Source organism: Thermogemmatispora carboxidivorans (assembly GCF_000702505.1).
Taxonomy (GTDB): Bacteria; Chloroflexota; Ktedonobacteria; order Ktedonobacterales; family Ktedonobacteraceae; genus Thermogemmatispora; species Thermogemmatispora carboxidivorans.
In genome coordinates this window covers 1,116,979-1,142,600 of sequence record NZ_JNIM01000001.1, presented here as the reverse complement: position 1 = coordinate 1,142,600, position 25,622 = coordinate 1,116,979, and the positions used below count along the sequence as shown (strand labels likewise).

Here is a 25,622-nt window from a genome sequence, read left to right as displayed (position 1 = left end):
AAGATAAGAAGGGAGTTCGTCAATGGATCAGGCAATGGTGGAGCAAGCAAGGAGCAGCGCGCCGAATCCAGCGGGGATGTCGCTCAGCATCGAGCAGCTCAATGCCTGGTACGGACGTAAGCAGGCCCTCTTTGATATCAACTTGACGGTGCCCCCACTGAGCGTCACCGCCTTGATCGGGCCTTCCGGCTGCGGCAAATCGACGCTCGTGCGCTGCCTCAACCGTCTCCATGAGACCATCCCTGGCGCTCGCGTTGAGGGAAGGGTGCTCGCCAACGGCCTCGATATCTATGGGCGCGGCATTCGCCCCATGAACGTCAGGCGCCACATTGGCATGGTCTTTCAGCAACCTAATCCGCTGCCAACACGCAGCATTTTTGAGAACGTAGCTATCGGACCACGGCTCAACCTGGGACTGCACGGCTCGCGGCTCAAGGAGCTAGTTGAGCGCAGCCTCCAGCAGGCCGCACTGTGGGAGGAGGTCAAAGACCGCCTCCACAGCCCAGCTACCAGCCTCTCGGGTGGGCAACAACAACGTCTGTGCATCGCCCGCGCCCTGGCACTGGAGCCAGAGGTCCTGCTCATGGATGAGCCGTGCTCGGCCCTTGATCCTATCTCCACCCTCCAGGTGGAGGAGCTGATCACGTATCTCAAGCGCCAGTACACCATCGTGGTTGTCACCCATAACATGCAGCAGGCCGCCCGTATCGCGGACCGCACGGCCTTCTTCTTGCATGGCCACCTTGTCGAAGAGGGAGAGACCCAACAGCTCTTCACTCACCCACGCAAGAAGGAGACCGAAGACTATATCAGTGGACGTTTCGGCTAGTCGAGTTGCTTAACACAACTCAGCTATAAGAGAGGGGATTACCGTGAAGGATACCGCAGCAGAGAGCACCAATAAAGTGAGCACCACAGGTAACACCTTCCCGGAGGGCGTCAGTATCTTCTCGCGGAAAGTGGCCCGTAGCGGGCACATTTCCTACGAAGGACGCCCATACTTTATCAGCAAGGCCCTCGCCGGGCGCTACATTCGTCTCATTGTGACAAACAACCGCCTGATCGTAGATACCGCCATTCCGCTTCATAAGGAGTATCAGCTTCTCTAGCTGATTTAGCGGCGAGGAAGGGCAATGGAGAGCAACATGAGTGGGCCATACTCGCGGCTGCCAGCGACAGAGGGGCGTCTCGCCAGCCAACCATCCGAGACGCCCCTTGTCGATCTCAGGCAGAGTCACGCCCTTGGGGCGGTTGAGCCAGGCCAGCCGCTGGACCAGAACGCCGGCATTGCAATAGAGGTCAGACACCTGAATTTCTACTACGGGACGCGCCAGGTGCTTTTCGATGTCTCGCTCCCACTTCGCCAGCGGCAGATTACAGCCCTGATCGGGCCATCGGGCTGTGGGAAATCCACCTTTCTGCGCACGCTCAACCGCATGAGTGATCTCATTCCCGAGACCCGCATCGAGGGAGAAGCGATCTTCGACGGCGAGAACATCTATGATCCGGCCATTGATGTCATCCGCTTGCGGCAGCGCATCGGCATGGTGTTCCAGCGTCCCAATCCTTTCCCAAAGTCGATCTTTGAAAACGTTGCTTACGGTCTGCGCATTCAGAGAAAGCCACGGCGGGAGATCCACGAGGAAGTTGAGCGCAGTCTGCGAGCCGCAGCGCTCTGGGACGAAGTCAAGGACCGCTTGAAGGCCTCCGCGCTGGGTCTCTCGGGCGGCCAACAACAGCGGCTCTGCATCGCTCGTGCCCTGGCCCTACACCCCGAGGTGCTCTTGCTTGATGAACCGTGCTCAGCCCTCGATCCCATCGCCACGCTCAAGATCGAGGAGCTGCTACTCTCTATCAGCAAGGAATATACCATTGTCATCGTGACTCACAATATGTCTCAAGCTGCTCGTATCTCCCAATACACCGGTTTCTTCCTGAATGGCAGCTTGATCGAATATGGGCCGACCGGCGAGCTATTCAAGCGACCGCGGCGGCGAGAGACAGAGGATTACATTAGCGGGCGCTTCAGTTAAGGGTGAGAGCGTCACTATGATCAGAGGTCAACGCGAGAAGATCCTGGTGGTCGATGACGAAGAAGTACTTGTTGAGGCCATCGCCTACAGTCTGGAGCAGGAGGGCTACCAGGTGCTCACAGCCCTCGATGGGAGAGCTGCCCTGGAGCTAGCGCGTCGCGAGCGACCGCAGCTGATCATCCTGGACATCATGCTGCCAGAGATCGACGGACTGGAGGTCTGTCGACAGCTCCGACGGGAGCCGGCCACAGCTACCACGCCAATTATGCTCCTGACGGCGCGTGGGGAAGAGATCGACAGAGTGGTGGGGCTTGAGGTTGGGGCCGACGACTATGTGACCAAACCCTTCGGGCGCCGTGAACTGCTAGCCCGTGTGCGCGCTTTATTGCGTCGTGCCGCCTATCCTGTGACGCAGGTGCCCCCTGAAGGAGGCGGCTCGTCTCAAGAGGCCACCACCCAGCCACGGCGCAGCACGCGGGAGCTGGTCGCAGGCCCTGTACGCATCGACCTGCCCGGACGGCGGGTCTGGTGCCGTGATCAGGAGATCGAAATGCAACCGAAGCAATTCGATCTCCTGGTCTACCTCGTGCGCAATCGTGGAACGGTGCTGACTCGTGATCAACTGTTGCACCATGTCTGGGGCTACGACTACGCTGGCGATACCCGCACCGTCGACGTTCACATCCGCTGGTTGCGCGAGAAATTAGAAGAGGACCCGGCTTCCCCCAAGCTGATACAGACCGTGCGTGGCGTAGGCTACGTCTTTCGCTAGCCTGGCCGGTCGTCTGGATCACTTAGCGCTCTTTCCTGCTCTCAACCAGGGCAGCAAGGGTACAAGCGGTTCCACTGCGGGCCCGCCTTGGATTAGAAATAGCACTCGGCGCGCAGCACTGTGACCGCCTGGCCGCTGAGAAAGACGCGCTCTCCCGCCAGACGCACACGCACCAGGCCACCGCGAGCAGACGCCTGGTAGCCCGTCAGGGCTGGACGCCCGAGACGGCTAGACCAGAAAGGCGCCAGTGTACAGTGAGCAGAGCCGGTGACCGGGTCCTCGTTCACCCCGACGGCAGGTGCGAAGAAGCGCGAGACAAAATCATACTCCTGGCTGCCAGCCCGGCTGGTCACGATGAACCCTCGGGCGGGAATGGCCAGCAGGCGAGTCAGGTCCGGTTGGAGAGCGCGCACCTCTTCCTCGCTCCCCAACTCAACCAGATAATCGAACTGATTCCTGGCAACCAGGCGCGGGGTCACCCCCAAGGCCTCGCTCAGGCCCGGCGGCGGGGGCGCGGCTGTGGCTGGCGTGGCCGGGAAATTCATCTCAATCCAGCCATCCAGACGGCGAGCGGTTAAGAGGCCGCTGCGCGTATAAAAATGGGCTGGCTCATCTGGCCGCAATAGCTCCTCCTCCCAGAGAACATGAGCGCTGGCCAGCGTGGCGTGGCCACAGAGATCGACTTCGACCGTCGGCGTGAACCAGCGCAGGCGATAACCGTCTCCCTCTGGGAGCAGAAAAGCCGTTTCTGAAAGATTCATCTCGCGTGCGACGAGCTGCATCCAGCGTTCATCACGCGGCTCCGCTAAGACGCAGACTGCCGCCGGATTGCCGGCAAAAGGACGATCAGTAAAGGCGTCGACCTGGACGATGCGCTGTCCCATCTCAGTCTCCTCCATCTCTGCAAGTAGCAAGCCAAGCACAGAATGACCCCCTCGCAGCCAGAGCCGCGAGAGGCCGCCTTCCATTGTAGCACTGGATTGACCCTTGACAGAGGGGGAGCCGCGCAGTATCCTCTCTACAGAGAGTGCTGTTGCAACCGATTTTATATCGAAGAGTCCGACTTGATGGAACTGTTACTACGACGTGCAGGCTTGCAGCTCCTGGTTCTTCTGCTCGCATTGGTGGGCATGGGAGACGCCATCTACCTGACCATCGTGCATTATCAAGACGCGCCGCTGGTCTGTCCGGCCTCGGGTGCCATTGACTGCGCACATGTGCTCAGCAGCAGCTACGCAGTGGTGCCCGGGACAACGCTCCCTATCTCGCTGCCGGGCCTTGGCTGGTGCCTGATCCTGGCCGGGCTAGCGCTGGTGAGCCTGCTGCGCCCCACAGAGCCTGGCTGGCTTCGCCCCGCTCAGTTCTTCTGGTCGCTGGCCGGAATAGTCACCGTGCTCTACCTGGTCTATGTCGAGTTGGTCCGCCTGCATGCCATTTGTCTCTGGTGTACCGTTCTGCATGTCTTGATCCTGGTCGCCTTCCTGATCAGCCTGGCCAGACTGCTGGAGCCGGAGCCAGAAACGGAGGCCGGAACCTCTCAGCCCCCTTCTTCCGCTTCATCATCAACAAGGCTTGCTCGCTCACATCCGCGCTCTTCTCACTCTGGTCGATAGATAGGTAACAATCTCTCGATCTACTGAAGCTAACGGGAGGAGCGACTTGCAGAGTGGGGCAGTCTGGCGGTAAGCCTCGGACCGGGCCAAATTGACCCTCTTCCTTGCCAGGAAGGGAGGCGCCGGGCCAAGCCAGTTTTTCCGGCCCCTGGAAGGGAGAGAGGCCATGAAGCAGCGTTGGCATTTAGGGCTTCTACTGCTGTCACTGGCGGCGGTGCTCTTGCTGGTAGGTGTGCTGGTTCTGATCTACCGGTTCGGTCCTGGCCTGGGTTCCAGGCGCCTGCCCGCCCCGCGCGTTCAGCTCGTACGCAGTCCCAACAGCGCCTACAAGTATCATCTTTGCGCCGAGGCCTATGCCTATCTGCGCGCCACTCCTGACAATCCCTACAAGACCGACTTTACCTTTCAAGATCCTTTTCGCAACGTGCAGGATACCATTATTCCGCATTTTGTGGCCGTCGATGCCCACGATCGCAGCCTCAGCTTCAGTGTTACCGTTATTTTGCGCCAGCTGGCCACCGTCGAGGCAACCATCTCTCACATTCACGAGCTGGATGGCATCGGCGTCCAGCTTCCCGACCGAACGAATCAGCTGCAGGGATCGAGCGTTCCCCAGTTCGTCGTGGTGGCTATTGCCGAGCCTGGCACCGTCGCAGTCCTCGACTACACCTGTCCTCAGCAATGGCACTGGTCGGCGGTCAGCGCTCGCCAGCCCTAAGCAGCTCGGCGAAGACTGTCCACACAAGCCGCTTGACAAAACGAGCCAGATACAGTACAATCCAGATGACGCATGCGCGAGAGCATCTCAATACCTTCTCAGGAGCTGTCGCGTAGCGATCGTCGAGCCTCGTTCGTCTAGCGGACTAGGACGCCGCTCTTTCAAGGCGGAGATCACGGGTTCGAATCCCGTACGAGGTATCAAGGGCAATCGTTGGGAGAGCCTGGCAGACCTTCCTCTCATGCTGGTTTGCCAGGCTCTCTGCTTTTGGGCAGGCTTACTTGTCAGTCAGCCTGCTGACCGTCTTGTTCCCTCCGCTCGCCCTGTCGCATCCGTCTGCCCCGGCAGGAGCGAGTCAGGACAGAGCAAAGGAAGAGAGAGCCTATGATCAGTGTAGAGGAAGCGCAAGAGCGCATGCTGGCCACGATTCAGCCACTGCCAGTGACCACCGTCGCGCTGGCGGAAGCCACGGGGCTGGTTCTCGCTGAGGACGTTATAGCCCAGGAAGATCTCCCGCCTTTCGCTAACTCGGCAATGGATGGCTATGCTTTGCGCAGCGTAGACACGCGCATGGAGAACGGGCGTCCGGCCCGTCTGCGCGTCATTGGGACGATCGCCGCGGGCTATGTAGCTGAGCACGGCATCGAGCCAGGCACTGCCATGCGCATCATGACAGGCGCTCCGCTCCCGCGTGGGGCCGACGCAGTGATTCAGATCGAGCTGACGCGCAGCGATCCCGCCGATAGCGGCTGGGTCGAGATCCTCCAGGAGGTGGCGCCGGGAAACAATATTCGCGCCGCGGGTGAGGATATCCGCCGTGGGCAGCGCGTGCTGAGCCAGGGAAGCGAGATCGGTCCGTGGGAAATCGGCGTTCTGGCAACGGTGGGACAGGCCCGCGTGCAGGTCATTCGTCGCCCCCGTGTCGCGATTGTCAGCACCGGAGACGAGCTTATCGATGTGGGCGAGCCCCTGCAAGCGGGCAAGATTCGCAACAGTAACGGCTATCTACTGGAGGCGGCAGTGCGCCGAGCCGGAGCTGAAGCCCTGCGCCTGGGTGTAGCGCGCGATACCGAGGAGAGCCTGCGCCAAATCTTTCGTCAGGCCATGCAACATGACCTCATCATTACCTCGGGAGGGGTCTCAGTTGGCGAGTTCGACCTGGTCAAGCGCATCATGAATGAGCAGGGAGCCATCGACTTCTGGCAAATTAACATGCGTCCCGGCAAGCCGCTGGCTTTTGGGCGCATTGGGCAGGTCCCCCTGCTTGGGCTGCCCGGTAACCCGGTCTCAGCCGCAGTGACCTTCGAGCTATTTGGGCGGCCACTGATCCGCAAGCTGCTCGGACACCACCGCCTGCACCGCCCCCAGGTGGAGGTCACAGTCGAGGATGGCGTCAGCGAGCGCACGCCGCGCCGCCATTACGTACGGGCACATGTACACTGGGAAGGGGGTCGCTTCGTGGCACGAACTACCGGCCCCCAGGGATCACACATTACTACCTCGCTGCTCGACGCCAATGCCCTGGTGATTGTGCCAGAAGGGGGTAAGACCCTCAAGCCGGGGGAGAGGGCGCAGGCTCTTATGCTCGATTGGCCAGAGGAGTAAGCGAGCGAGCGAGCGAGCGAGCAGCCACCGAGTTGGTAGGGTATCGGCTCAGTCAGAGCGCGGGTCTGGCCACGTGGCCCCCGTGCTCTGCCGTCGCCGCCCTCTCCGCGGGCCAATCCGTGTCAGGCGGTAGCGCAGCTGATCTCGCGAGAGGCCCAGCAGGGCAGCCGCCCGCACCTGGTTATAGCTACAGCGCTCCAGGGCCTCACAGATGAAGCGCTGCTCGATCTCAGCCAGGAACTCCTCTAGATGCAGCCCTTCCGGGGGCAAATGGAGCTGCTCTTTAAGTTCCAGCAGGCGCTGTAGGGCGCTGCTACTGGCAGCCTGCAAATAGGCTGGGAGATGCTCAACGCGGATCTCATCGCCTTCACACATAATCTGACCATGCTGGACGACGCTGCGTAGCTCGCGCACATTGCCAGGCCAGCTGTAGCGCTCCAAGAGGACCAGAGCCTCGGTACTGAGGCGCAGAAGACGGCCTTCTCCTCCCGGCTGCTGACGTAAAAAGTACTCGACCAGCGGGACAATGTCTTCAGGATGCTCACGGAGGGGAGGAATATGAATGGTGAAGACCTTCAGGCGATAGAAGAGATCTTCACGGAATTCCTTACGGGCCACTGCTGTCGCTAGATCGATGTTAGAGGCTGAGATCACCCGCAGACGGACCTGGATCTCGGTAGTGCCCCCGACACGGCGGAAAGAGCGCGTCTCTAAGAAGCGCAAGAGCTTGGACTGGAGGACAAGGGGCATCGAAGCGATTTCATCGAGAAAGAGCGTGCCACCATCGGCCCGTGCCAGATAGCCGTCGCGCGTTACCCGGGCGTCGGTGTAGGCGCCGGCCTCCACGCCGAACAATTCTGTCTCTAACAAGGTTTCGGGAATGGCAGCACAATTAATGGCAACAAACTGGCGCGCGGAACCGCCGCTGAGGGCATGGATCGCGTAGGCAACGACCTCTTTACCAGTACCGCTCTCTCCTTGCAGTAAGACTGTTGTGGTTGGGAAAGCTGCCACCTGACGGATGAGCGTTGCGATCTGGCGCATTGTCTGACTGTGCCCAATGACCAGACCGAAGCGCTCTAGCTCGGTCAGGAGCTTCTCACCCTCATGCGCCTCAAGCGAGCCTGAGCCTGCAGGTAGCTGAGGGCCATCAAGAGGATCTGAACCCTGCGACATCGTCCCCACCCTTCCATTCCAGTTCGGTCCAATAGGAGGTCGCAACTCCAGCCTGCTCGGGAGCCAGCCCAGGGCAGCGGCCACCCGGCCAGACAGTCTCACTACTGGCACGGCTCCGCTGCCAACAGCGGCCCTATTCCCCCACGATGTCTATCGGTCCTCCGGCTATCTGCCCAGCTGGGAGCCCCCAACGGGCACGGAGGCAGAATACGGGGGCTGGGTGGAACTGCTGGGCGAGAGCGGTCGCGTTGGCTGGACGCCCCAGCCACGACCCACGATGAAGCGGGCGCCATTGCCACCGTTCCCCCATTGCGATTCGGTCTCCACATAGATCGGTGACTGCGGGACCGAGGAAGCAGCGGGCGCGAGCGCACCCGTGACCTGGGGGGTCTGAGGTGGAGCTGACCACGCTTGGGGCTGGGCAGGCATCCAGGCTGGCGAGCTTGACATTGGCGAAGGTGGGGCCGAGGGGTCAGCCATTGGAGGCAGAGCGGCAGGCGAAAACTCCTGAACAGGGTATTGCGGCTGCATGTGGTAAGGATGTTGGATCAGGCCCAGCGCCATCAACTCCCCAATCACCACGTAGACCTGCTCCAGCGGCATCCCCAGCTGCTGAGCAATCTGGAGCGGCGTCGCCTCTCCATTGATACACCCAAAGACGCGCCACTCATCAGGAGTGAGCGGGATCTCGACGCTGCCGGAACGTAGAGCCTGCAGATCAGGCGGCGTCAGCCTGGCCTCGGGATGGATAAAAGAAGCATCGAGGCGCCGCGGCATGTAGGGCGTCGTAATTGGGCGAGGAGCGGGCAGGTTAGCCAGCGCACCGCTGGTCGAAGCCGCCTGCTGAGGAGCAGAAGGCTGCCGTTGAGCGGAGGCCGTTTCCGCCGCGCTGAGCGATGAGCCAGAGGAAGAGGGAGCGGCAGAAGCCACCGCCGAGAGGCGGGCCAAGGCATCTGGATCAAAGAGCGAGCTCAGATCAAGGCGACCACGCTCCTGGCGCTGAGGAGCAGCCCCTGTTTCCGGCAGCGCCTGCGTTACGCGCGGCTGGGAAGTAGGGGAAAGCTGCTGGGAGAGCTGCACCTGTGCCTGTGGAACCTGCCCCTGAGCCACTGGTTGCGGCGACAGAGGGGGGAGAGGTTGCGACAACAATGGCTGCTCGTAGGGTAGCTGAGAAGAAGGCAGCGAGCCGGAATGAGCAGGAGTCGGCCCGGGTGCGGGACTGGCCAGAGAAGACGGCCCCTGGTTCTGGGTAAGCTGCGACGTCGATGCTGGAGCGGGCTGATGAGCAGGCAAAGCGGGCAGGAGAGCAGAAGGGGAGAGAGAGACCAGCAAGCGCGACGGAGGAGGCGTACGCCCCTCTTCGAAATACACCTCACCAGAGCGCCACGAGAGGAGGACCTCCAGCACACGCGAGGCCTCGCGCGCGGCCCAGGCACGCAATTGCTCGCGCGTAGCATAGCCCAGCTCCATCAGGATCAGAGCCATGCGAGTCTCGCCAGGCTCCTCACCACGTTCCCGCAGAACCGCCATCGCCTGGGATAGAGCGGCCTGGGAGATTACACCAGCCTGCACCAGGCGATCGCCCAGCGTCAGCTGAGCACGCACTGGGCCAATACAGAGCAGGCGTCCCTGACTGAAGTAGAGTTCCACCCAGAGAGCCCCCTGCTTGACCACCAGCATGCCGCTCTTCTCATGGGACTCCAGGCGCCGCAAGAGATCAGCCAGATTGACCCGATCTAACGTCGTCGCAAAACTCACCGTAGACACAGTAATTCACCGCCTGTCGCAATGCCCCTGCTGCGCGTATGCGTGCGTGCGCGCGTGTACATGCGCTTCTCGTCTCCAGCAAGCACAGCATGCGTGAGAGACATCAGCAATATCTACAAACAGAATACGACCCGAGTCAAATTCAACAACGTTGAGCAGCGTTGGCGTCAAACGACCTTGTTCGACAGCGTGAGCATGACCTTCTCCATCCACGAGGCCCAGCCGCCCAAAGACAAAATCGCGCTGTTCCCACAGCACCCCCCGGGCTATGGAGACAGGCCAGCCGCTGATCTATCAACGCAGGGCGGAGGGGGGGGGATTCGAACCCCCGGGGCTCATCGCCCGGCCGTTTTCAAGACGGCTGCATTCGACCGCTCTGCCACCCCTCCGCTAGATAGTTTACCACAACCGGTTTCAATTTGGAAGGTTCGGGGCACTGCGAGCATACCATTTGGGTCATTGTCTCATGCATTGCACAACAAGGACTGCTAACATCGTGGACACTTTGTCATGGCGAGAACAAACATTTGTTAGAATCGCGTTCACTGGGGGGTAAGCAAGGAGAGGCCCATCATGGGGCGGAGCATTTTCGGCACCACCACGCTGCCATCGGCCTGCTGGTAGACCTCCAGAATGGCGGCCACTGTCTGCTCAATGCTCAGGGCACAGGCACCCAGGCTGTGAGGATAGTCCATCTGGCCGCCGGCGGCCCGATAGAGGATATTGGCACGGCGCGTCTGAAAGCTTTCATAATTGCTGACAGAGGCCAGGGGGAGAAAGCGGCGCTGGGCCGGTAGCCAGGCCTCGACCGTCAGGGTCATTGCTGAGGCAAAGGGCAATTGGCCGCTACAGAGCATGACAACCCGATAGGCCAGCTCCAGACGCTGCAACAGTGTTTCGATTTGTAACAACAGTGTTTGCAAGACTGTGTATGACTCCTGCGGGGCCACCAACAAGAGCAGTTGCACCTCGCTGAGCTGGTGCCAGGGCAGGCGCGCTGCACTGGGAGGCAATGAGGGCGAGCCCCCATCGCGGTGAAAGACCGGCGTCCAGGTCACCAGACGCAAGGGCAGGCTCTCGGCAGTGAGGACCGTATTACTGTAGAGATTTATCAGGGACGTTGCTCCCCCGGGGTTAAGATAGAGTTCATCAGCCTGACAGCTATAGCTCTGGGACTCCAGAGGAGGAAACTGCCCGGCGGCCAGCAGGGCGCCATACTTCATCAGGAGAGGGAGCTGGACCTCCCTGTAGTCCCATTCGTGGGTGAAGAAATCAAGGGCAAAGGTCACCAGCGCCCGCAGCAGCCTGGCCCCCGGCCCGCTGATGACCATAAACTGACTGCCGCTCAGACGGCTGCCGGCGGCGCTGTCGATGAGACCCAGCCCGCCGCCCAGCTCGCGGTACGAGCGGGGAGAGAAGTAGAAGCTCATTGGGACGCCCCAACGGCGCAGCTCGCGATTAGCCGAACGCAGAAAGCCACTGGGCACATCAGGATGGGGCAGATTGGGCAACGGTAAGAGCGACAGGCGCAGATGCGTCTCAAGGTCAGCGATCTGCAACTCCAGCGCGCGGATCTCCTCTTCAAGGCACGCAATCTGCTGCTCAAGCCCGGCGCGCCGACTGGCAGCAGCGGCCCGCCATTGCTCACGCAGATTCTTGAGCGACCCGTGGAGCCCTTCACAGCGCCTGGCAAGGCCATCGCGCTGCTCGGCCAGACGCAAGATCTCTTCGAGCGCTACACTGACCTGGCGTTTCTGCAGCCCTTTCCGTACTCGCTCGGGTTGCTGACGCAGTAAATCAAGACTTAGCATACGCTGTCAGTATAGCATAGCAAGCGAGTAGAGCAAAACGGTTCAGATGGAAGCTGAATGCCTACTTCCTGATCTGGATAAGAGCGCCAATCTTCTGATTTGGCGCTCTGCTTCTCTTATCAATATAAGATATCTTTATTATATATAAACTTATTTTAAGATAATAGCATATTTTTACTATTCAAATGCCATTTTTCTCTCGTGAACAGCTTTCGCGTCTGGCTCTCGCCACTTGACAAGGCAGGCTCTTGCTGCTACCCTTCTCCCAGGATGGATGAGTCACGCAGGCAGTGGTCCGGCCCCGTCTGGGATTGCCACGGGGAGCGCATCAGATGATCACCGTTATTAAGAAAAATCCGCAAGGTGAGGCCCTCTTCTCCTATCAGGGTGAAGTGCTCGTCGCTACCTCGCGTACCTGCATCATCCGTGCCTTCTGGACGTGGCCCGATCGCGATCTTGGCTATACGCGCTTCGAAACGGGAGACTGTTTTACGGAGTATTATTATACTGATCGCTGGTTCAACATCTTCGCGATTGCAGGGAAGGATGGTGAGCGCAAGGGTTGGTATTGCAACATTGCCGAGCCCGCAGTGATTTACGATGACCGTATTGAGCAGGTTGATCTTTTGCTCGACGTCTGGGTTGACAGCCAGGGAAGAGCGCGGGTGCTGGATGAGGATGAGTTTCAGGCAGCGGCGGATTTGAGCGCGGCCCAGCGTCACGGTGCTCGGGAGGGCTTGCAAGCACTGCTGGAGATGGTCGCCCGCCGTGAAGGGCCATTTGCCGAGATAGGGCCATAAGCCTGGAGTGGCTGCGAGATGCAAATGCGCCTGTCTGTCGGTTTGCTTTCCTATCTGCCTGGGCAAGAAGGACTGTCAGCTTTGCTCGTCCATTGGGCAGTCAGACAGGGGCGCTGGCATCGATGGCCGCCGTGGTCGCCGGGCTGACTCCCTCTTTCCCGCCTCGCCTGTTCAACCGGATGGCTATAGGAGCCGGCTGCCGCTCCAGCTTTTGCCCTGCCGCTTTGGTGCTTCGCTGAGCTGAGCTGAGCTGAGCTGAGGGCGACCAATCTAGTAGCGGCCAGCCTTCTCATGCTCTGAGCGCTATGATGCTTATCAGTTGATAGAGATGATCAGGATTGAGATTCCACAAAGAGAGACCATTGAACTGAAGCATGCTGTCTTTGACATCAACGGTACGTTGGCCTTTGATGGAAAGCCCTGGCCCGAGGTTGTGAGCCGCTTGAAGCGTCTGGCCAGCTTTCTCTCTATCCATCTCCTCACAGCGGCGACGCATGGCCAGGTCGCTGCCCTGGAGCACAGCCTGGGTCTGCCGCTGCATGTGATCGATACAGGCGAGGAGAAGGCTCGCTATGTTGAGGAGCTAGGTCCGGCCAATGTGATCGCCTTCGGCAATGGTGTCAACGATGCAGGGATGCTGCGTCGGGCGGCCATCGGGGTGGCAGTTTTGGGGCCCGAGGGGGTGGCGCGCGAGGCTTTGCAAGCCGCCGATGTGCTGGTGCGCAACCCCATTGATGGGATCGACCTCCTTTTTTATCCAAAGCGCCTGATTGCAACCCTCCGTCCCTAGCTTCTCAGGGCACGGTTAGAGTCAGCGGCGCTGCATGCTCAGGGTACTGACAGCGCATGAGCGAGCGCTGGCAGAGGGTCGAGCCGTTCTAGCCCTGCCAGACCTCGCTCAGCTTAGTCCGAAAGCAGGGCCAGAGCGCCTGGTGGGCGCCAGACAGCTGATAGGCAGCCAACAAACTCTAAACTGATGGCAAGCAGTCTGGGCTGTCTGCATGTCTGCAGCTGGCCTGATCGTCTGTCCTCATTCACCCGCTCGTCCAGCCTCGTGGAAGATCCCGCTCATTCCACGCTGCCTGACTGATCGGGTGTAGACCACGCTAGGAGGAGCATGATGCAGTCCCATTCCTCCCAAGAGATTGATACCGACGCTACTGTCTCCACTGACGTCGACCCGAAACACCGCTCCTGGCAGGGTCTACTCTATGCCTGTCTGGCGGTTTTCTTTTTCTCAACGAGTCCCGTCTTTATTCGTCTTGCCGCCCCTTTTACTTCGGTTGAAATCGCCTTCTGGCGCCTGGGGATTGCTGCCCTGCTCGTGTTGCTACTGGGCTTGGTGACACGTCAGCCGCTATTGTTGAGGCTGCGAGAGTTTCCGCGCTTCCTGCTCTACGGGCTGGTAACAGCTCTGCACTTTATTTTTTACATCGCCTCGCTGAGCTTTACCACGATTGCTCACTCTCTGGCCATCGTCTATACCTCGCCTATCTTCGTGGCGCTCTTCTCTGCCCTGGTGCTGCGCGAGGCACTGCCATTCCGCAAGTATATCGGCATTGCGGTGGCAGTAATCGGCGTGGCCTTCATGGCTGGTTTTGAGCCGCACTATACCGCTTGCCAGCCTCAAGAAGGCCACTGCATGCTCCTGGGGGATGGCCTGGCGCTCCTCTCAGCCATCTGCTATGGGATCTATTCGATCGCCGGGCGCGGCGAACGGGATCGTCATCCGCTCTTTCGCTATACCTTCTATGTCTATGGCCTGGCAGCGCTTTGGCTGCTGCCGCTCACGCTCTACTTTGCCTTCCGCCATGCTTATCCACTACCAGCCCTGGGAGCGGTGATCGCTTTGGGGGTTCTGCCCCTCGGTTTGGGGCACACGCTCTACAACGCCTCGCTACGGACGCTGCATGCGACGTATGCCAATCTGATTGCCACGCAGGAGGTGACTGGCGGCATTTTGCTCGGCATTCTCTGGCTGCATGAGATCCCCTCGTTGACAGCCATCATCGGCGTGCTTGTGACCCTGATCGGGATTATGAGTGTCTTGCTCTGAACCAGGGCTAAGGCTGCAATGGGAGCGATCCACCGACGCGAGCGCTGGCGACAAGAGAAGCACGAGTCCCGTCTTTGTAGGGCCAGCGCCTCAGCCAGGGCCGCACCACCAGCGCGGGATAGATTTTGTCATCGGATAGCAGGGCAGCAGGCAGGGCAGACGCCACTTGCCAGAACAGGCAGACCAGAGGCATACGCTGGCGCATCAGGGGACTGCACACCCGCGCTTGACCGAGGAGCTGCGCCTGAAGCCACTCACCTCATCCCACTCCACCCACCCCTACCGTCACAACCTTAGCACCCGGCAGCCAATGTGCTGCAGCCAGGCCAGGCAAGAAAGAGAAGCCAGCCGCCCAGTCAAGCAGAGCTAGAGCTGGGCGATCACACTCTTACTAATAGCACGCAGGGTCGCAAAGACCCCAACGCCACTAGAAGCCACCGCCTCGAAGGCAGGCACCCGCCGGCGATTCAGGTAGCGATCAAGCACATGGACAGGCAAAGCCGAGGGGAGATCACGCTTATTCCACTGCATCACGAAAGGGAAATGGCCGAGATCCTTGCCGAGGCGACGCATATACATCTCCAGCTCAGCGATGCTCTGGACATTCTCCTCAAACTTTTCCGCCTGAGAATCGACCACAAAGACGATTCCATCGGCGCCATTGAGGACAGCCAGACGAGTACGCTCATAGAGAATCTGCCCGGGCACCGTATATAGATGGAAGCGAGTGCGGAAACCATGCACAGTACCGAGGTCGAGGGGGAGGAAATCGAAAAAGAGCGTGCGCTCGGTCTCAGTCGCGATAGAGAGCATCTCACCGCGGATAGCGGGATTAATGCTCTTATACACGTACTGCAGATTGGTAGTCTTCCCACAATATCCAATGCCGTAGTAGACAATTTTGCAATGGATCTCGTGAGTAGCGATATTGATAAGAGCCATAGAAACCAGTTACCTCGGAAGCAGGCCCTAATCGCGGAAAAGCAAATCGATCGTATCCTCGACAGAGGAACGGAACTCCACATTAATCACGGACGTCTTTCGACGAGACGTATCGGCCTTGACGCGCGCGAGCACGCGCACCAACTCATCGGTAGCTTTTTTAGACAAGACCTTGACCAGGCCGATATGGGTCAGTTTATCGAAGACGATGACCAGCAGCCACTGTTCTTCGACCAGGGTCGTATAGATATTTTCGTGCATGCCCTGCTGGAAGATTGTCCGGAAATCCTTTTCGCCAAGGAGTTCGGCCACCTGGCGAGAGGACGAGAACGCGCCAGCCAGCAAGGCGCCCAGGGAAGTCACGTTGCGGCGCACCCCATTGCCGAAGTTAGAGATCACCTGGCCGCTCTTATCGAGCAACATCACCGTGGACGCGCTGGTATCGTGCAACAACTTGCTCAGTGTTGCCCGGATAGCCTCAAGTTCATGATCCGAAATAACCAGATTTGATAATTGCTCCATGTACGCGCCGCCTCCGGTCCGGTCCAACAAGCTTAGCGTGCACAGCACAGGCACAGCTTCATGAGCGCCAGCGAGCAGCGGGCGTCATGAATAAACCGCGAAGCAAGAACAAACAAACGAATGAACAAAAGAAAGAAAAAAGAAAAACGAGCGAGCCAGCGAGCGAGTGAGCGACGGCGCCTGATCAAGCGATATCGAGCGCTTCGAGGATCTCATCGCGGCTACTTTTGACCAGATGGCGAACCCGCCCCAGAGCTGAAGCGGAGTCGAAAACCGTCACGATCAGCGCGAAGTCGCCCAGGGGGTCAGCGCTCACCAGGCCATGTTCGAACTCGACGAGAGCGCCAACAAGCCCGCCGCGAGCGATCTCCCGTCCCAGAGCCTCCGCGGCGCCCAAGCCGCTTGTCATAATGGCCCCCACGGCCTCGAGGTCTTCCTTACTATCGCGGGGGACCCCCTCGATCAGCAGGCCATCGCGCCCGACGAGGATGGCCATCCTCACACCTGGGATGGTTAGGAAGCGGCCTAGCGCCTGCTTCAGGTCAACCATGCTCTCCTCCGTCTCTCACGGAACGCACCACCGCAACGGGTCGGTTGGTTGGTTGGTCGGTCGGTCGATCGATCGATCGTACAGATAAAGCTGCTCTGCCTCGCTTATCAGCCAGCGAGCGAACGAAGCCATACACGCATGAATGGGTTGCACCTCGCGGCAGGTGGATGAGGGGAAGGCCGGTGCCAATTATCCAGCCTGTTCCCGCCTATGCTCTGCCACACGGGGACTGCTGGTATTGTATACGATACGGCTTGAGAGCGCAACCAGGTGAGACTTCTTGGCTAATGGTTATATGTAGATGTATGGTCCATACCAGCTGCCTTCCTCCGCTCTGGTTCTGACCTGCTCAAGAGCAAGCAGGCCAGGCTGAGCCGAGCGGGCATCTGGCTCTGGCTTTTGGCTTCGGCTAAGCGGCAGCTTTCCGTATGCCAGCTGAATGAATGATCAATCCAATCCAGGAGGAACAATGGACGAACCAGGAGCGCTCTGGTGCCCTTCGCCTCATTACTTTGCCGGTCGGCGAGGAGAGCGACCGCGCTGGATCATTGTGCATGGGACCGCTGGTTTTGCCACTGCCGAGGAGGTGGTGGCCTTCTTCCAGCGTCCCGAAACGGAGGCCAGCACCCATTATCTGATTGGGCGCGATGGGCGCATCTTCCAGCTCGTACGCGAGGCCGATGCGGCCTGGGGCAATGGCGCCGTGAGTCGGGGGCATGATCGCTGGTGGGGTATGACGGGCAATCCCAACTATGTGACGCTTTCAATTGAGCACCACAAGCTGAGGCGCGATAATGGTGACGAGCTGACCGCGGCCCAAAAGCAGGCGAGCTTTCTGCTGATTGATCATCTGTGCGAGCGGCACGGCATTCCGCGACGGCGCGCTGATGCGCAAGGGGGCATTACTGGTCATTTCTCGCTTGATCCACAAGGACGCAGCTACTGCCCGGGTCCCTATCCCTGGGATGAACTTTGCGCCTATCTGGCTCGCCACGGTCAGGTACCGGTTGTTGCTGAGAGCAAGTCCACGGCTGAGAGGCCCTTTCTGCATGCTGATCAGGCCCGGGCGATTGCGGAGAGCGATCCTGGCTATGCTGGACTATGGCAGCAGCTGGAGGAGTTGCGCGAGGTGGCCGCGGATTTCCAGCGTCGGCTGATCACTGTCGAGCTGGAGCTGGCCCGGCTCCAGGGGCAGGACAGGCCACCAGGTAGCCGCCCACCACAGCGCTAGGGTAGGAGAGGAGGAGGAGAAGGAGATCAGGTGTTCTGTCTCTGCGTCTGGAGGTGTCGCCCTGACTTGATAGGGAGAGCAGGGAGGAGCGACGAGCGGGTTGCAGTGATTGCCGCTGGTGCTGCAGCCAGCTGAGACAACCTATTGCAACCCACTCTTAGCTGACGCTGATCCTAGCGGAACTTGGTTCCGTAGTTAGGTGCCTCTTTGGTGATCATCACGTCGTGTGGATGGCTCTCGCGCAAGCCGGCGCTGGTAATGCGCACGAAGCGAGTGCGCGTTTGCATCTCTTCAATAGTGGCACAGCCTGCATAGCCCATCGCCTGGCGCAGTCCGCCGACCAGCTGATGGACGAGTGGCCCTAACAGGCCTTTGTAGGGGACGCGGGCCTCGATTCCTTCGGCAATCAGTTGCGACTCATCGCCGACATTTTCCTGGAAGTAGCGATCCTTACTATAGCTGCGCTGCTTCATGGCTGCGATCGAACCCATGCCGCGGTAATCTTTGAAGCGCTCGCCGTGGGAGATGATCAGCTCGCCAGGGCTTTCGTCAACACCGGCCAGAAGGCTGCCAAGCATGACGGTGTCGGCGCCGGCGGCGATGGCCTTGGCGATATCACCCGAGTACTGGATGCCCCCATCGCCGACGATCGGGACGCCGTAGCGGCGGGCCACACGCACACACTCATGGATGGCAGTGACCTGCGGCATGCCCACGCCGGCGATGACGCGCGTGGTGCAGATGGAGCCAGCCCCGATGCCGACTTTGACAGCATCCGCGCCCGCCTGAATCAGGGCTTCGGTGGCTTCGCCGGTGACAACGTTGCCCGCCATAATCTGGACACGGTCGCCGAAGAGGCGCTTGAGACGCGCAACGGTGTCTAGCACCATCTGGGAGTGGCCATGCGAGGTATCGACGACCAGGACATCAACACCCTCTTCGACCAGGGCCCCGGCGCGCGCGTCGGTATCGGGTCCCACGCCGACAGCTGCCGCGACACGCAGGCGCCCGTACTCGTCCTTGGCTGCGTTGGGATAGAGAATTTTCTTCTGGATGTCCTTGATCGTGATGAGACCGCGCAGCATGCCATGCTCATCGACGACGGGCAGCTTCTCGATCTTGTGACGATGGAGAATGTCGCGAGCTTGCTCCAGGGTGGTGCCTACCGGCACGGTGATCAGGTTCTCGCGCGTCATAAGCTCGGAGACGGGCCGGTCGAGGTTGGTCTCAAAGCGGATGTCGCGATTGGTGAGGATGCCGACCAGCCTGCCGTCTTCGACAACCGGAATGCCGGAGATGTGAAAGTGCTGCATGGACTGCAGCGCTTCACGCAGGGAGGCCTGTGGCCCAAGGGTGACGGGGTCGGTGATCATGCCGGACTCGGAGCGCTTGACTTTATCTACTTCGCGCGCCTGGTCCTCAATCGAGAGGTTGCGGTGAATGACGCCAATGCCACCTTCACGCGCGAGCGCAATGGCCATGCGCGCTTCGGTGACGGTGTCCATAGCGGCGCTGACGATGGGGATGTTGACGCTAATGGTGCGCGTAAGACGGGCCTTGGTCGAGACGTCGCGAGGCAGAACCCGCGAGGCCGCTGGAATGATCAGGACGTCGTCAAAGGTCAACCCTTCACCGACAAATTTCTCTCGCCCATCTAGGGCAAACTCGGCTGGTGCAACGGCAGGATGCGCTTGCAGGTCGTCGATGGTCTCTGCTGTATGGGCCTCAGCCATAGCTCTCCTTCCTTTCCTCCTTACAACATAGGCAAACGCCCGGCACGTGGTCCCGTGTCCTCCACACCAGAAGCCGTGGAGTTCCATCGGTTGTTGTGCCGGGCCAGTCATTCCTCCTGTGTCGGGTAGACGAGCACCGGATACGGGACGCCTTCCTGCCGGGCTGGCTCTCTCTCGGCCTGGCTTCTCCGGCGCGACTGCCACAGGATTCGCTATCGCAGCCGGGAGGTCGCTGGTTCTTCCCCTCTGGCTTACTCAGGGGCGCTCTCGTCTCTCTTAGGGGATGCGTTTCTCGGGTCTCCTGCCTCTGCTATCAGGCTGGCTTCCTTTGAGCAGCACGGCAAGCAGGACGCCGGTCCTTCTGAGCCTGAGTGACTCTTTGATTGACGCTCTCGGCTATTTGTTCTTTCTATAAGAGCATATCTTTCCCCCCTCTGTCAAGGCACAGCAGAAAGGGGCAGCTCTCACTTATTTCTGCTCCTTATACCTCCTCCAGTACAATATGAATGAAGGTGTTTCTTGTGTAAAATGCGAGCCTGGCCATGATGTGAAGCCCTCACTCGCCATGACTGCTCGCCTGTCGCTATCTCCTCATCTGACAGCACACGGAGGCGCAGGGTGGAAGGAGAAGAGGAAGGAGGAATGGGTTATGATAGGGCAGCAACCAAATGGCAGGGATGCCAGCATGCAAACCGGGGCCGGCAGACCGCTGGGCCGCGTTCCCCGGGCGATCTGCCCGCCAGCGCTCTCCCACTACTACACGAGACGGGCCTTGCCCAGGCCCATCAGCTCGCTCGATCTTTGCCTGCTCCATTTCGCTGCAGTGTTCGCCCCCAGCCCATTGCTGCAACTGATCAGGGAAGGGCCGCCCGCTTTACTGGCCGCCGCCTTGGGTGCACTGATGCTCTTGCTCCCCATGACGCTGGCTACCTCTCAGTTGATGGCCCTGGCTCCCTCCGAGGGAGCACTCTATAGCTGGACTGCACGCCTACTCGGACCTTACTGGGGTACGGTTGTGGGAATCAGCGACTGGTTGCCAGGTCTGCTGGCAGCCGTCAGCGCTCTGGTCAGTTTTGTTGCCACACTGCAGGGTCTGAAAGCAGGCTGGCTGGCCGAACCCTGGCAGCGGGGGCTGGTGGTCATGATCCTGCTGGCGCTCTTACTCCTGCTAGGCTGGCAACGACAGCGTACGGTGCAGCGTATCGTGAACACGTTCAGCGCACTGACCCTGGCTATTGTGATCCTTAGTGGGATCTGTAGCCTGGTGCTGCTGCAACAGGGAGCGGGGCGCCCCTCATCCTTCTGGCGCCCCGGCAGGACTCTCGCCGGGCCCTCGCGCACTCCTGGCAGCCTGGCCGCTCTCCTCTATCTCGGGTATAGCGCTCCTTTAAGTATGGCCGGCGAGCTGCGCCCCGGCCTCGCTCCAGGCCGCCCCTTGCTGGGAAGCGCCCTTTTGGCCTGCAGCAGCTACCTGCTCGTCGCGCTCTCCGCTCTGATTGCACCCGGCGATGGACCGGACCTTGTGCTTGAGATGGCCCTGGGCCACGCCGCCGGCAGTATAGCCCTGGTCGGCCTGCTGGCTTTTTACTTCTGTGCAGCCCTGGTACACATCTCTGCTTGCGCACGCTTGCTCTTCGTAGCCAGCCTCGATGGCCTTTTACCGACTGGACTGGCCTTGCTTAATCGGGAACGCATTCCGTGGCGCGCTTTTGTGATACAAACGCTCCTCACTGGCATTGTGGCCACTGCTTTGCTCGTAGTGCTCCCTCAGACGCCTGTAGAGCCGATGAGTTCCCCTGTGGTGATGGCTCTGCTGCTGGCAACGATGACGCTATTACGCCTATTTGTGGCTTTCTTCTGCTTTTACGTGACGGCACTGGTCGCCTATCAGCAGCCACGCCCAGCCCTGGGAGCGAGAGCGCTGGCTCCCTGGCTGCTCCACTCGGGGACGGTGATAGGCGTGGCAGGCTGTACCCTGGCAACGCTGGAAATCCTGGCGCATTCCTGGACCCCGCTGCTCCCCGAGGGCAGCTGGACACTCCTGGTCGGCAGCCTTGTTGTGCTGTCCCTGAGTGCGGCTACTCTGGCTGCTCTGCCAGCAACAGCTCGCGCCAGCCGTCTTGCCCCTCTCTTGTTCCAGTGGCTGCAAGGTGAAAGCGACCAGCAGCTGCAGGCTAAGGCCCGCATCCAGGAGAGAGGAGACCTCAGCGACGTCTGAGACGCCTGCCGCAGCTCGCTCGCCCGGCAAAGGTGCAGGCTCGGGGGAAAGTTCCAAGGAAGTATACGAGCCGAATGCGGGCTGCTTGCAAAATTATGAATGAAAAGCTACAATGATATACCGACATTGAAATATTCAAATTATCAGTCTACTTCTTGTGTATCAAGAAGTGGCGCTTCCTGGAGCAGAGCGGTTTCTAGAAGTAGCAGAAGAAAGGACGGGGGAATAACAGCATGGCAGCTGAGTGGTGGCGGAGCTATGGAGCCTTCGATCCCGAAGACGAACACGGCTACTATCCACATCCCGGCCAAGTTGTAGCGCATTTCCGTCGACAAAAAGGCTGGTCTCAAGCTGAGCTGGCCCGTCAGCTCGGCGTGCACGCGCGCATGATCTACTATCTAGAGAGGCAGCAACAGGGACTTGACTCACTCAAGCGGCGGCGCCAACTGGCCGAGCTGCTGGCCATTCCCCCAGAGCTGCTGGGGCTTGACCCCCACCATCCGCGGCTCACTGGCTCGCCGCCCTGGTGGGTACAGGAGGGCTACCCGGCCTTTCCCGCCGGCGATGACGGTTATCCGTTACCAGGAGCGGTTATCAAGCATTATCGCCTGCGGCAAGTCCGACAGCAGCAAAGTGGCGAACGCGCCTGGACCCAGGCCGACCTGGCAGAGGCCCTGGGCCTGTCAGAGCTAGCGATTCGCCGCATGGAGAACCGCAGCGACTATCTGGACTCCTCACGGCGCCGGCGCATGCTCTCCATTATCCTGGGTATCCCTCCCCATTTGCTAGGACTCGCTGAGCGGCGCCCTCCGGCTTCTAGTTCCTCTCCGCTTCCCTCACCTACCTCCCTTCTCATCAGCGAGGATAGTGAAGAGCCTCTTCTGATCACCTACCAGCGCCAGCAAGCAGAACTCTACGCCGAATTTCGGGCTGCTCGTCGGCCAGCATTGCTGACACGAGCCCTGCACCGCATCACTTACTTAAAGCGACTCGCTCCCCTCATACATCCCAGGCTATTAGGAGATATCTTACGCCTGGAGTTTAACTATGCCCAATTAGTGGCCGATGGGCTAGCTGACCTCTACGGTGTCGCGAACGCCTTGCCATTCGTCCAACTCTGCCTGTCCATCGCCCGTAGCCTGGAGCAGGCTAGCGGCCAGGATAGGCCGCCAGGAGAGAGGGTCTATCGGGACCTGCTGGCCAACTCTTTGATCGGGCAAGCGATTGCTCATTTCGAGCTAGGGGAGACGGAGGCAGCCCGTCGGCACGCTGGCGAGGCTCTCGAAGGTTTAGTCGAGACTTGTCCATCCGTTCGGCGCTTTGTGCTAGAGGAGGCCGCCCACATTCTGGCTCACCTGGCAAGAGATGAGCCAGAGCGCAAGCAAGCCCTGGTCTTGCTTGATCAGGCCGGTCAGTTGCTGAGTGCGGTCAGCGAGGATGACGATCCTTACTTTCTGGCTGCCGATGTCGGCTACTACCATATCAACCGCGCCAGAACGCTCCTGGCTCTGGGCCAGGCTGGCCAGGCCCTTGGCGAGCTGGATCAGGCCAGCCTACATACTCAGTCGCTGTTTACGACGCGCCGACTGTTTATTGTGATCTATCGGGCCCTGGCTCACCTGATGCTCAAGGACTACGAGGTCGCAACCTCGCTTGCTGTGCAGGCAGCCAGTGAAGCCAGGGCGCTCAACGCCCGGCGAGCTTTGGCTCACCTCAGCCTCCTCTACCAGCGTCTCAAGGCCAGCCCCTATGGTGGTACGCCTGGCGTGGCGCGTCTGGGATGGCTGCTTGACGAACGCTGACGGCAGGACAGGAGGCCAGGCCACCTATTCCTTGACATCGCGCATCCGCGTCAGCACCAGTGAGATGGTGAGAAAGACCAGGGCATAGACAAGGAGCAGGAGCCAGATGTGGCGCGCATCGACCAGATGCATGTTCAAAGGCTCTGCTCCCGTTGAGGGAAGATGTCCATTGGTGACGACGAAGCCCATGATGTTAAGGTTGGGACCAAGCAGATAAGCAGAAACATCCTGCCAGAACTGGTTGTTGGTGAGCCTGAAGCCCAGGTAGAGCAGGAAGACCAGAAAGTTATCTGCCGGGAAGTAGCCCAGAGCCGCGCTGAGGCCAAAGGTTTGCGAGCGCCCGACCACCGCCAGCGCCACAGCCATCAGAATGGAGATCCCCATACTGCTGGCAACAGCCAGCGTGTAGAGGCCAGCATCGTGCCAGAAGGTGGCGTTGGTCGCCGAGAGGGCATTGAGGTTGCCCGCCAGGAGGAGCGTGAGCAGGCAGGAGCAGATGGCCACTTCAGCGATGCCCAGGGCGAGTGTCACTATGCCGACCAGCACGAGGGCCAGGAGCTTGGCACCCAGGAGCTGAAGGCGTCCCACCCCGCGCGCCAGGAGAATGCGAATAGTGCCAAGCTGATATTCCAGGCCAATGCAGCGAGCCGCTACCACGATGAGGAAGATGCCAGCAAAGATGCGCAAGATGTCCAGGCCGCGCAGCTGCATGGCGAGATAGCCTAGCGGCTCATGCTGAATATCATCTTTGAGAGATGGGACTGTCAGTTCAATGACATAGATGCCAGCCACAAAACAGAGCACCAGCACCAGTAAAATCCAGGTCGTCCATTGACGCGAGAGCTTGAGCAGCTCGGAGCGCACCAGCCCCCAGAAGCCCGGGTATAGTATGCTCCCACCAACAAGGTTTTGCTCCTGACTGTCTCGCCTAGCAGAAGAGAGTAGCGCTTCTTTCATCATCTTGAACCCAGTACCTTTCCTCCCATAGCAGCAGTATCAGCTGTTAATTGCAGAAAAACCTGCTCCAGGTCCAGTGTTGCAGGAGCCAGTGAGTCGGGGATGAAGCCAGCCTCGACCAGGAAGCGATTCAGATCGCGCCCGCGTCCGCCGGGAGCGAGGGTCACCAGCTCGCCATTCTCATTGAGGTGTGCTGTTGCTCCCCAGGGCTGGGCTCGCACCAGCCGCAGGGCTTCCTGGGGATAATCCAGGCGTACGACGAATTCGCCACGCCCGCGAGTCAGATCTTCCACGCTGGCCTCGGTCACCAGCCGTCCCAGCCTGATGATCGCCACGCGCGTGCAGATCTGTTGGACCTCGCTGAGCAGGTGACTGGAAATGAAGATGGTTTTCCCCTGAGCAGCAAGTTGATGCAGGAGATCGCGCATCTCGACAATACCGGCGGGATCGAGACCATTGGCCGGCTCATCAAGGATCAGCAATTCAGGGTCATGCAAAAGGGCCAGAGCCAGGCCCAGGCGCTGCTTCATGCCCAGCGAATAGGTTCTGACGCGATCCTTCTGGCGATCGCTCAGGCCAACCAGTTTCAGAATCTCGTCAATGCGCCGCTCGGAGACACCGCCCAGCGAACTGGCTACGGCCCGCAGATTATCCCGGGCTGACAGGTAGAGATAGAGCGCCGGCGTCTCTATCAAGGCTCCAACTCGTGGCAAGACTAGCTTCGGCTGTCGCTGCAGGTTCTGCCCCAGGATTTCGATGCTGCCAGCTGTTGGCGTAATCAAGCCCAGGAGCATGCGGATCGTCGTCGTCTTGCCAGCTCCATTCGGTCCCAGAAAGCCAAAAATTTCACCGCGTCTGACTTCAAGGTTGAGATCAGCCACCGCCAGACGCTGGCCATAGCGCTTGGTGAGGCCGCGCGTACGCAACGCCAGGCCGGTAGCAGGTAGCGCCGCCCCCGTTTGGGCTACAACGGCAGTCTGTCCATCAGGCAACATTTTGCTCTGTTCCTTAGTTTTTCATCGATGAGTGATAGGTATCAATCAGGGAAGAGTCAGGAGACTGAGCATGGCGGGAACACAGATCGATCGAATCCGCCAGGTCCCCCACTCGCTCTTTAATCTCTCCAGAAGAAATTTCAGCAGAGCCGCCTGCCGTGTTACAGGCAGCTTTCCAGCCCCCTCCAGCGACGGCCTCTATGAGAGCGCTCGCCGCACAAAGGCTCATCCGAAAAGGGGCCTTTCCCCCTCTGAAAGAAGCCCTCTCCCCCTCCGAAGAGGGACCCTCTCCCCCTCGACGAGAGGCCATATTTCTGCTAC

Annotated in this window: 23 protein-coding genes and 2 tRNA genes; 14 read left to right on the top strand and 11 right to left on the bottom strand. The window is 59.9% G+C overall.

Annotated elements, in window-relative coordinates:
* The first annotated feature begins 76 nt into the window (after nt 1-76).
* The 4 genes from pstB (N688_RS04565) to N688_RS04550 are packed head-to-tail and all read left to right on the top strand — an operon-like array spanning nt 77 to nt 2,805.
* Entirely contained in the window at nt 77-829 is a 753-nt protein-coding gene (pstB, locus tag N688_RS04565; RefSeq protein ID WP_052888178.1) for a phosphate ABC transporter ATP-binding protein PstB, read from the top strand.
* A gap of 43 nt (nt 830-872) precedes the next feature.
* Nucleotides 873-1,109 (top strand): hypothetical protein, encoded by a 237-nt coding sequence (locus N688_RS04560; RefSeq protein WP_052888177.1) that lies wholly within the window; start codon nt 873-875, stop codon nt 1,107-1,109.
* A 24-nt stretch (nt 1,110-1,133) separates the two neighbouring features.
* Nucleotides 1,134-2,033: a phosphate ABC transporter ATP-binding protein PstB gene (pstB, locus tag N688_RS04555; RefSeq protein WP_238321065.1), complete on the top strand. Its 900-nt coding sequence runs from the start codon at nt 1,134-1,136 to the stop codon at nt 2,031-2,033.
* Between the two features lie 16 nt (nt 2,034-2,049).
* Nucleotides 2,050-2,805 carry a response regulator transcription factor gene (locus N688_RS04550; protein ID WP_052888176.1) on the top strand — a complete coding sequence of 252 codons (756 nt, stop codon included), beginning with the start codon at nt 2,050-2,052 and terminating at the stop codon, nt 2,803-2,805.
* Nucleotides 2,806-2,897: 92 nt separating this feature from the next.
* On the opposite strand, the gene N688_RS04545 is transcribed toward N688_RS04550, so the two are convergent.
* Nucleotides 2,898-3,689, bottom strand: a complete 792-nt coding sequence (locus N688_RS04545; RefSeq protein ID WP_052888175.1) for a PhzF family phenazine biosynthesis protein — start codon at nt 3,687-3,689, stop codon at nt 2,898-2,900.
* Between the two features lie 183 nt (nt 3,690-3,872).
* Here N688_RS04545 and N688_RS04540 point away from each other — a divergent pair, with 183 nt between their 5' ends.
* The 4 genes from N688_RS04540 (at nt 3,873) to N688_RS04525 (ending at nt 6,741) form a co-directional block, all read left to right on the top strand.
* On the top strand, nt 3,873-4,418 hold the full coding sequence (locus N688_RS04540; protein ID WP_052888174.1) for a vitamin K epoxide reductase family protein: 546 nt from the start codon (nt 3,873-3,875) through the stop codon (nt 4,416-4,418).
* A gap of 166 nt (nt 4,419-4,584) precedes the next feature.
* The gene (locus tag N688_RS04535) at nt 4,585-5,136 is read left to right on the top strand and encodes a hypothetical protein (RefSeq protein ID WP_052888173.1); all 552 of its coding nucleotides are present in this window, start codon (nt 4,585-4,587) and stop codon (nt 5,134-5,136) included.
* 126 nt (nt 5,137-5,262) lie between these two features.
* A tRNA-Glu gene (locus tag N688_RS04530) sits at nt 5,263-5,336 on the top strand.
* A 184-nt stretch (nt 5,337-5,520) separates the two neighbouring features.
* On the top strand, nt 5,521-6,741 hold the full coding sequence (locus N688_RS04525) for a molybdopterin molybdotransferase MoeA (RefSeq protein WP_052888172.1): 1,221 nt from the start codon (nt 5,521-5,523) through the stop codon (nt 6,739-6,741).
* 48 nt (nt 6,742-6,789) lie between these two features.
* Here the strand turns inward: N688_RS04525 and N688_RS04520 are convergent, their stop codons facing one another.
* From N688_RS04520 to N688_RS04505, 4 genes are all read right to left on the bottom strand, one after another.
* Entirely contained in the window at nt 6,790-7,917 is a 1,128-nt protein-coding gene (locus N688_RS04520; protein ID WP_052888171.1) for a sigma-54 interaction domain-containing protein, read from the bottom strand.
* A gap of 165 nt (nt 7,918-8,082) precedes the next feature.
* The gene (locus N688_RS04515; protein ID WP_052888170.1) at nt 8,083-9,684 is read right to left on the bottom strand and encodes a DUF4388 domain-containing protein; all 1,602 of its coding nucleotides are present in this window, start codon (nt 9,682-9,684) and stop codon (nt 8,083-8,085) included.
* A 305-nt stretch (nt 9,685-9,989) separates the two neighbouring features.
* Nucleotides 9,990-10,073: transfer RNA gene (locus N688_RS04510), tRNA-Ser, on the bottom strand.
* A 153-nt stretch (nt 10,074-10,226) separates the two neighbouring features.
* The gene (locus N688_RS04505; protein WP_081838510.1) at nt 10,227-11,495 is read right to left on the bottom strand and encodes an aminoacyl--tRNA ligase-related protein; all 1,269 of its coding nucleotides are present in this window, start codon (nt 11,493-11,495) and stop codon (nt 10,227-10,229) included.
* A 332-nt stretch (nt 11,496-11,827) separates the two neighbouring features.
* Here N688_RS04505 and N688_RS04495 point away from each other — a divergent pair, with 332 nt between their 5' ends.
* The 3 genes from N688_RS04495 (at nt 11,828) to N688_RS04485 (ending at nt 14,351) form a co-directional block, all read left to right on the top strand.
* A complete protein-coding gene (locus tag N688_RS04495; protein WP_052888167.1) occupies nt 11,828-12,295 on the top strand; it encodes a ribonuclease FAU-1 family protein in 468 nt (155 codons plus the stop codon).
* Nucleotides 12,296-12,623: 328 nt separating this feature from the next.
* Complete coding sequence (locus N688_RS04490; RefSeq protein ID WP_052888166.1) at nt 12,624-13,085, top strand: HAD family hydrolase; 462 nt, start codon at nt 12,624-12,626, stop codon at nt 13,083-13,085.
* Nucleotides 13,086-13,412: 327 nt separating this feature from the next.
* The gene (locus tag N688_RS04485; RefSeq protein ID WP_081838509.1) at nt 13,413-14,351 is read left to right on the top strand and encodes a DMT family transporter; all 939 of its coding nucleotides are present in this window, start codon (nt 13,413-13,415) and stop codon (nt 14,349-14,351) included.
* Nucleotides 14,352-14,717: 366 nt separating this feature from the next.
* On the opposite strand, the gene N688_RS04475 is transcribed toward N688_RS04485, so the two are convergent.
* The 3 genes from N688_RS04475 to N688_RS04465 all read right to left on the bottom strand — a co-directional run bounded on the left by N688_RS04475 (nt 14,718) and on the right by N688_RS04465 (nt 16,365).
* On the bottom strand, nt 14,718-15,293 hold the full coding sequence (locus N688_RS04475; protein ID WP_052888163.1) for a GTP-binding protein: 576 nt from the start codon (nt 15,291-15,293) through the stop codon (nt 14,718-14,720).
* A 27-nt stretch (nt 15,294-15,320) separates the two neighbouring features.
* Entirely contained in the window at nt 15,321-15,815 is a 495-nt protein-coding gene (locus N688_RS04470; protein WP_052888162.1) for a roadblock/LC7 domain-containing protein, read from the bottom strand.
* A gap of 184 nt (nt 15,816-15,999) precedes the next feature.
* A complete protein-coding gene (locus N688_RS04465; protein ID WP_052888161.1) occupies nt 16,000-16,365 on the bottom strand; it encodes a roadblock/LC7 domain-containing protein in 366 nt (121 codons plus the stop codon).
* A 469-nt stretch (nt 16,366-16,834) separates the two neighbouring features.
* Here N688_RS04465 and N688_RS04460 point away from each other — a divergent pair, with 469 nt between their 5' ends.
* On the top strand, nt 16,835-17,596 hold the full coding sequence (locus tag N688_RS04460; RefSeq protein WP_052888160.1) for an N-acetylmuramoyl-L-alanine amidase: 762 nt from the start codon (nt 16,835-16,837) through the stop codon (nt 17,594-17,596).
* A 173-nt stretch (nt 17,597-17,769) separates the two neighbouring features.
* Here the strand turns inward: N688_RS04460 and guaB are convergent, their stop codons facing one another.
* Nucleotides 17,770-19,329, bottom strand: coding sequence for an IMP dehydrogenase (guaB, locus tag N688_RS04455; protein WP_081838507.1), 1,560 nt, complete (start codon nt 19,327-19,329; stop codon nt 17,770-17,772).
* Nucleotides 19,330-19,978: 649 nt separating this feature from the next.
* Between guaB and N688_RS04450 the strand changes: the two genes are divergently transcribed.
* Both N688_RS04450 and N688_RS04445 read left to right on the top strand, forming a co-directional pair.
* Nucleotides 19,979-21,547, top strand: coding sequence for an APC family permease (locus N688_RS04450; RefSeq protein WP_052888159.1), 1,569 nt, complete (start codon nt 19,979-19,981; stop codon nt 21,545-21,547).
* Between the two features lie 233 nt (nt 21,548-21,780).
* Nucleotides 21,781-23,349: a helix-turn-helix domain-containing protein gene (locus N688_RS04445; RefSeq protein ID WP_052888158.1), complete on the top strand. Its 1,569-nt coding sequence runs from the start codon at nt 21,781-21,783 to the stop codon at nt 23,347-23,349.
* 24 nt (nt 23,350-23,373) lie between these two features.
* On the opposite strand, the gene N688_RS04440 is transcribed toward N688_RS04445, so the two are convergent.
* Both N688_RS04440 and N688_RS04435 read right to left on the bottom strand, forming a co-directional pair.
* Complete coding sequence (locus N688_RS04440; protein ID WP_052888157.1) at nt 23,374-24,309, bottom strand: ABC transporter permease; 936 nt, start codon at nt 24,307-24,309, stop codon at nt 23,374-23,376.
* Nucleotides 24,306-25,301: an ABC transporter ATP-binding protein gene (locus tag N688_RS04435; protein ID WP_081838505.1), complete on the bottom strand. Its 996-nt coding sequence runs from the start codon at nt 25,299-25,301 to the stop codon at nt 24,306-24,308. The genes N688_RS04440 and N688_RS04435 overlap by 4 nt, the downstream gene beginning before the upstream one ends.
* Nucleotides 25,302-25,622: the final 321 nt, after the last annotated feature.

Excerpts from the sequence above, each read along its gene's own strand:
- pstB (WP_052888178.1), top strand. The coding sequence starts at position 77 with ATGTCGCTCAGCATCGAGCAGCTCAATGCCTGGTACGGACGTAAGCAG.
- pstB (WP_238321065.1), top strand. The coding sequence starts at position 1,134 with ATGGAGAGCAACATGAGTGGGCCATACTCGCGGCTGCCAGCGACAGAG.
- N688_RS04550 (WP_052888176.1), top strand. The coding sequence starts at position 2,050 with ATGATCAGAGGTCAACGCGAGAAGATCCTGGTGGTCGATGACGAAGAA.
- N688_RS04545 (WP_052888175.1), bottom strand. The coding sequence starts at position 3,689 with ATGGGACAGCGCATCGTCCAGGTCGACGCCTTTACTGATCGTCCTTTT.
- N688_RS04540 (WP_052888174.1), top strand. The coding sequence starts at position 3,873 with ATGGAACTGTTACTACGACGTGCAGGCTTGCAGCTCCTGGTTCTTCTG.
- N688_RS04535 (WP_052888173.1), top strand. The coding sequence starts at position 4,585 with ATGAAGCAGCGTTGGCATTTAGGGCTTCTACTGCTGTCACTGGCGGCG.
- N688_RS04525 (WP_052888172.1), top strand. The coding sequence starts at position 5,521 with ATGATCAGTGTAGAGGAAGCGCAAGAGCGCATGCTGGCCACGATTCAG.
- N688_RS04520 (WP_052888171.1), bottom strand. The coding sequence starts at position 7,917 with ATGTCGCAGGGTTCAGATCCTCTTGATGGCCCTCAGCTACCTGCAGGC.
- N688_RS04505 (WP_081838510.1), bottom strand. The coding sequence starts at position 11,495 with ATGCTAAGTCTTGATTTACTGCGTCAGCAACCCGAGCGAGTACGGAAA.
- N688_RS04495 (WP_052888167.1), top strand. The coding sequence starts at position 11,828 with ATGATCACCGTTATTAAGAAAAATCCGCAAGGTGAGGCCCTCTTCTCC.
- N688_RS04490 (WP_052888166.1), top strand. The coding sequence starts at position 12,624 with ATGATCAGGATTGAGATTCCACAAAGAGAGACCATTGAACTGAAGCAT.
- N688_RS04485 (WP_081838509.1), top strand. The coding sequence starts at position 13,413 with ATGATGCAGTCCCATTCCTCCCAAGAGATTGATACCGACGCTACTGTC.
- N688_RS04475 (WP_052888163.1), bottom strand. The coding sequence starts at position 15,293 with ATGGCTCTTATCAATATCGCTACTCACGAGATCCATTGCAAAATTGTC.
- N688_RS04470 (WP_052888162.1), bottom strand. The coding sequence starts at position 15,815 with ATGGAGCAATTATCAAATCTGGTTATTTCGGATCATGAACTTGAGGCT.
- N688_RS04465 (WP_052888161.1), bottom strand. The coding sequence starts at position 16,365 with ATGGTTGACCTGAAGCAGGCGCTAGGCCGCTTCCTAACCATCCCAGGT.
- N688_RS04460 (WP_052888160.1), top strand. The coding sequence starts at position 16,835 with ATGGACGAACCAGGAGCGCTCTGGTGCCCTTCGCCTCATTACTTTGCC.
- guaB (WP_081838507.1), bottom strand. The coding sequence starts at position 19,329 with ATGGCTGAGGCCCATACAGCAGAGACCATCGACGACCTGCAAGCGCAT.
- N688_RS04450 (WP_052888159.1), top strand. The coding sequence starts at position 19,979 with ATGATAGGGCAGCAACCAAATGGCAGGGATGCCAGCATGCAAACCGGG.
- N688_RS04445 (WP_052888158.1), top strand. The coding sequence starts at position 21,781 with ATGGCAGCTGAGTGGTGGCGGAGCTATGGAGCCTTCGATCCCGAAGAC.
- N688_RS04440 (WP_052888157.1), bottom strand. The coding sequence starts at position 24,309 with ATGATGAAAGAAGCGCTACTCTCTTCTGCTAGGCGAGACAGTCAGGAG.
- N688_RS04435 (WP_081838505.1), bottom strand. The coding sequence starts at position 25,301 with ATGTTGCCTGATGGACAGACTGCCGTTGTAGCCCAAACGGGGGCGGCG.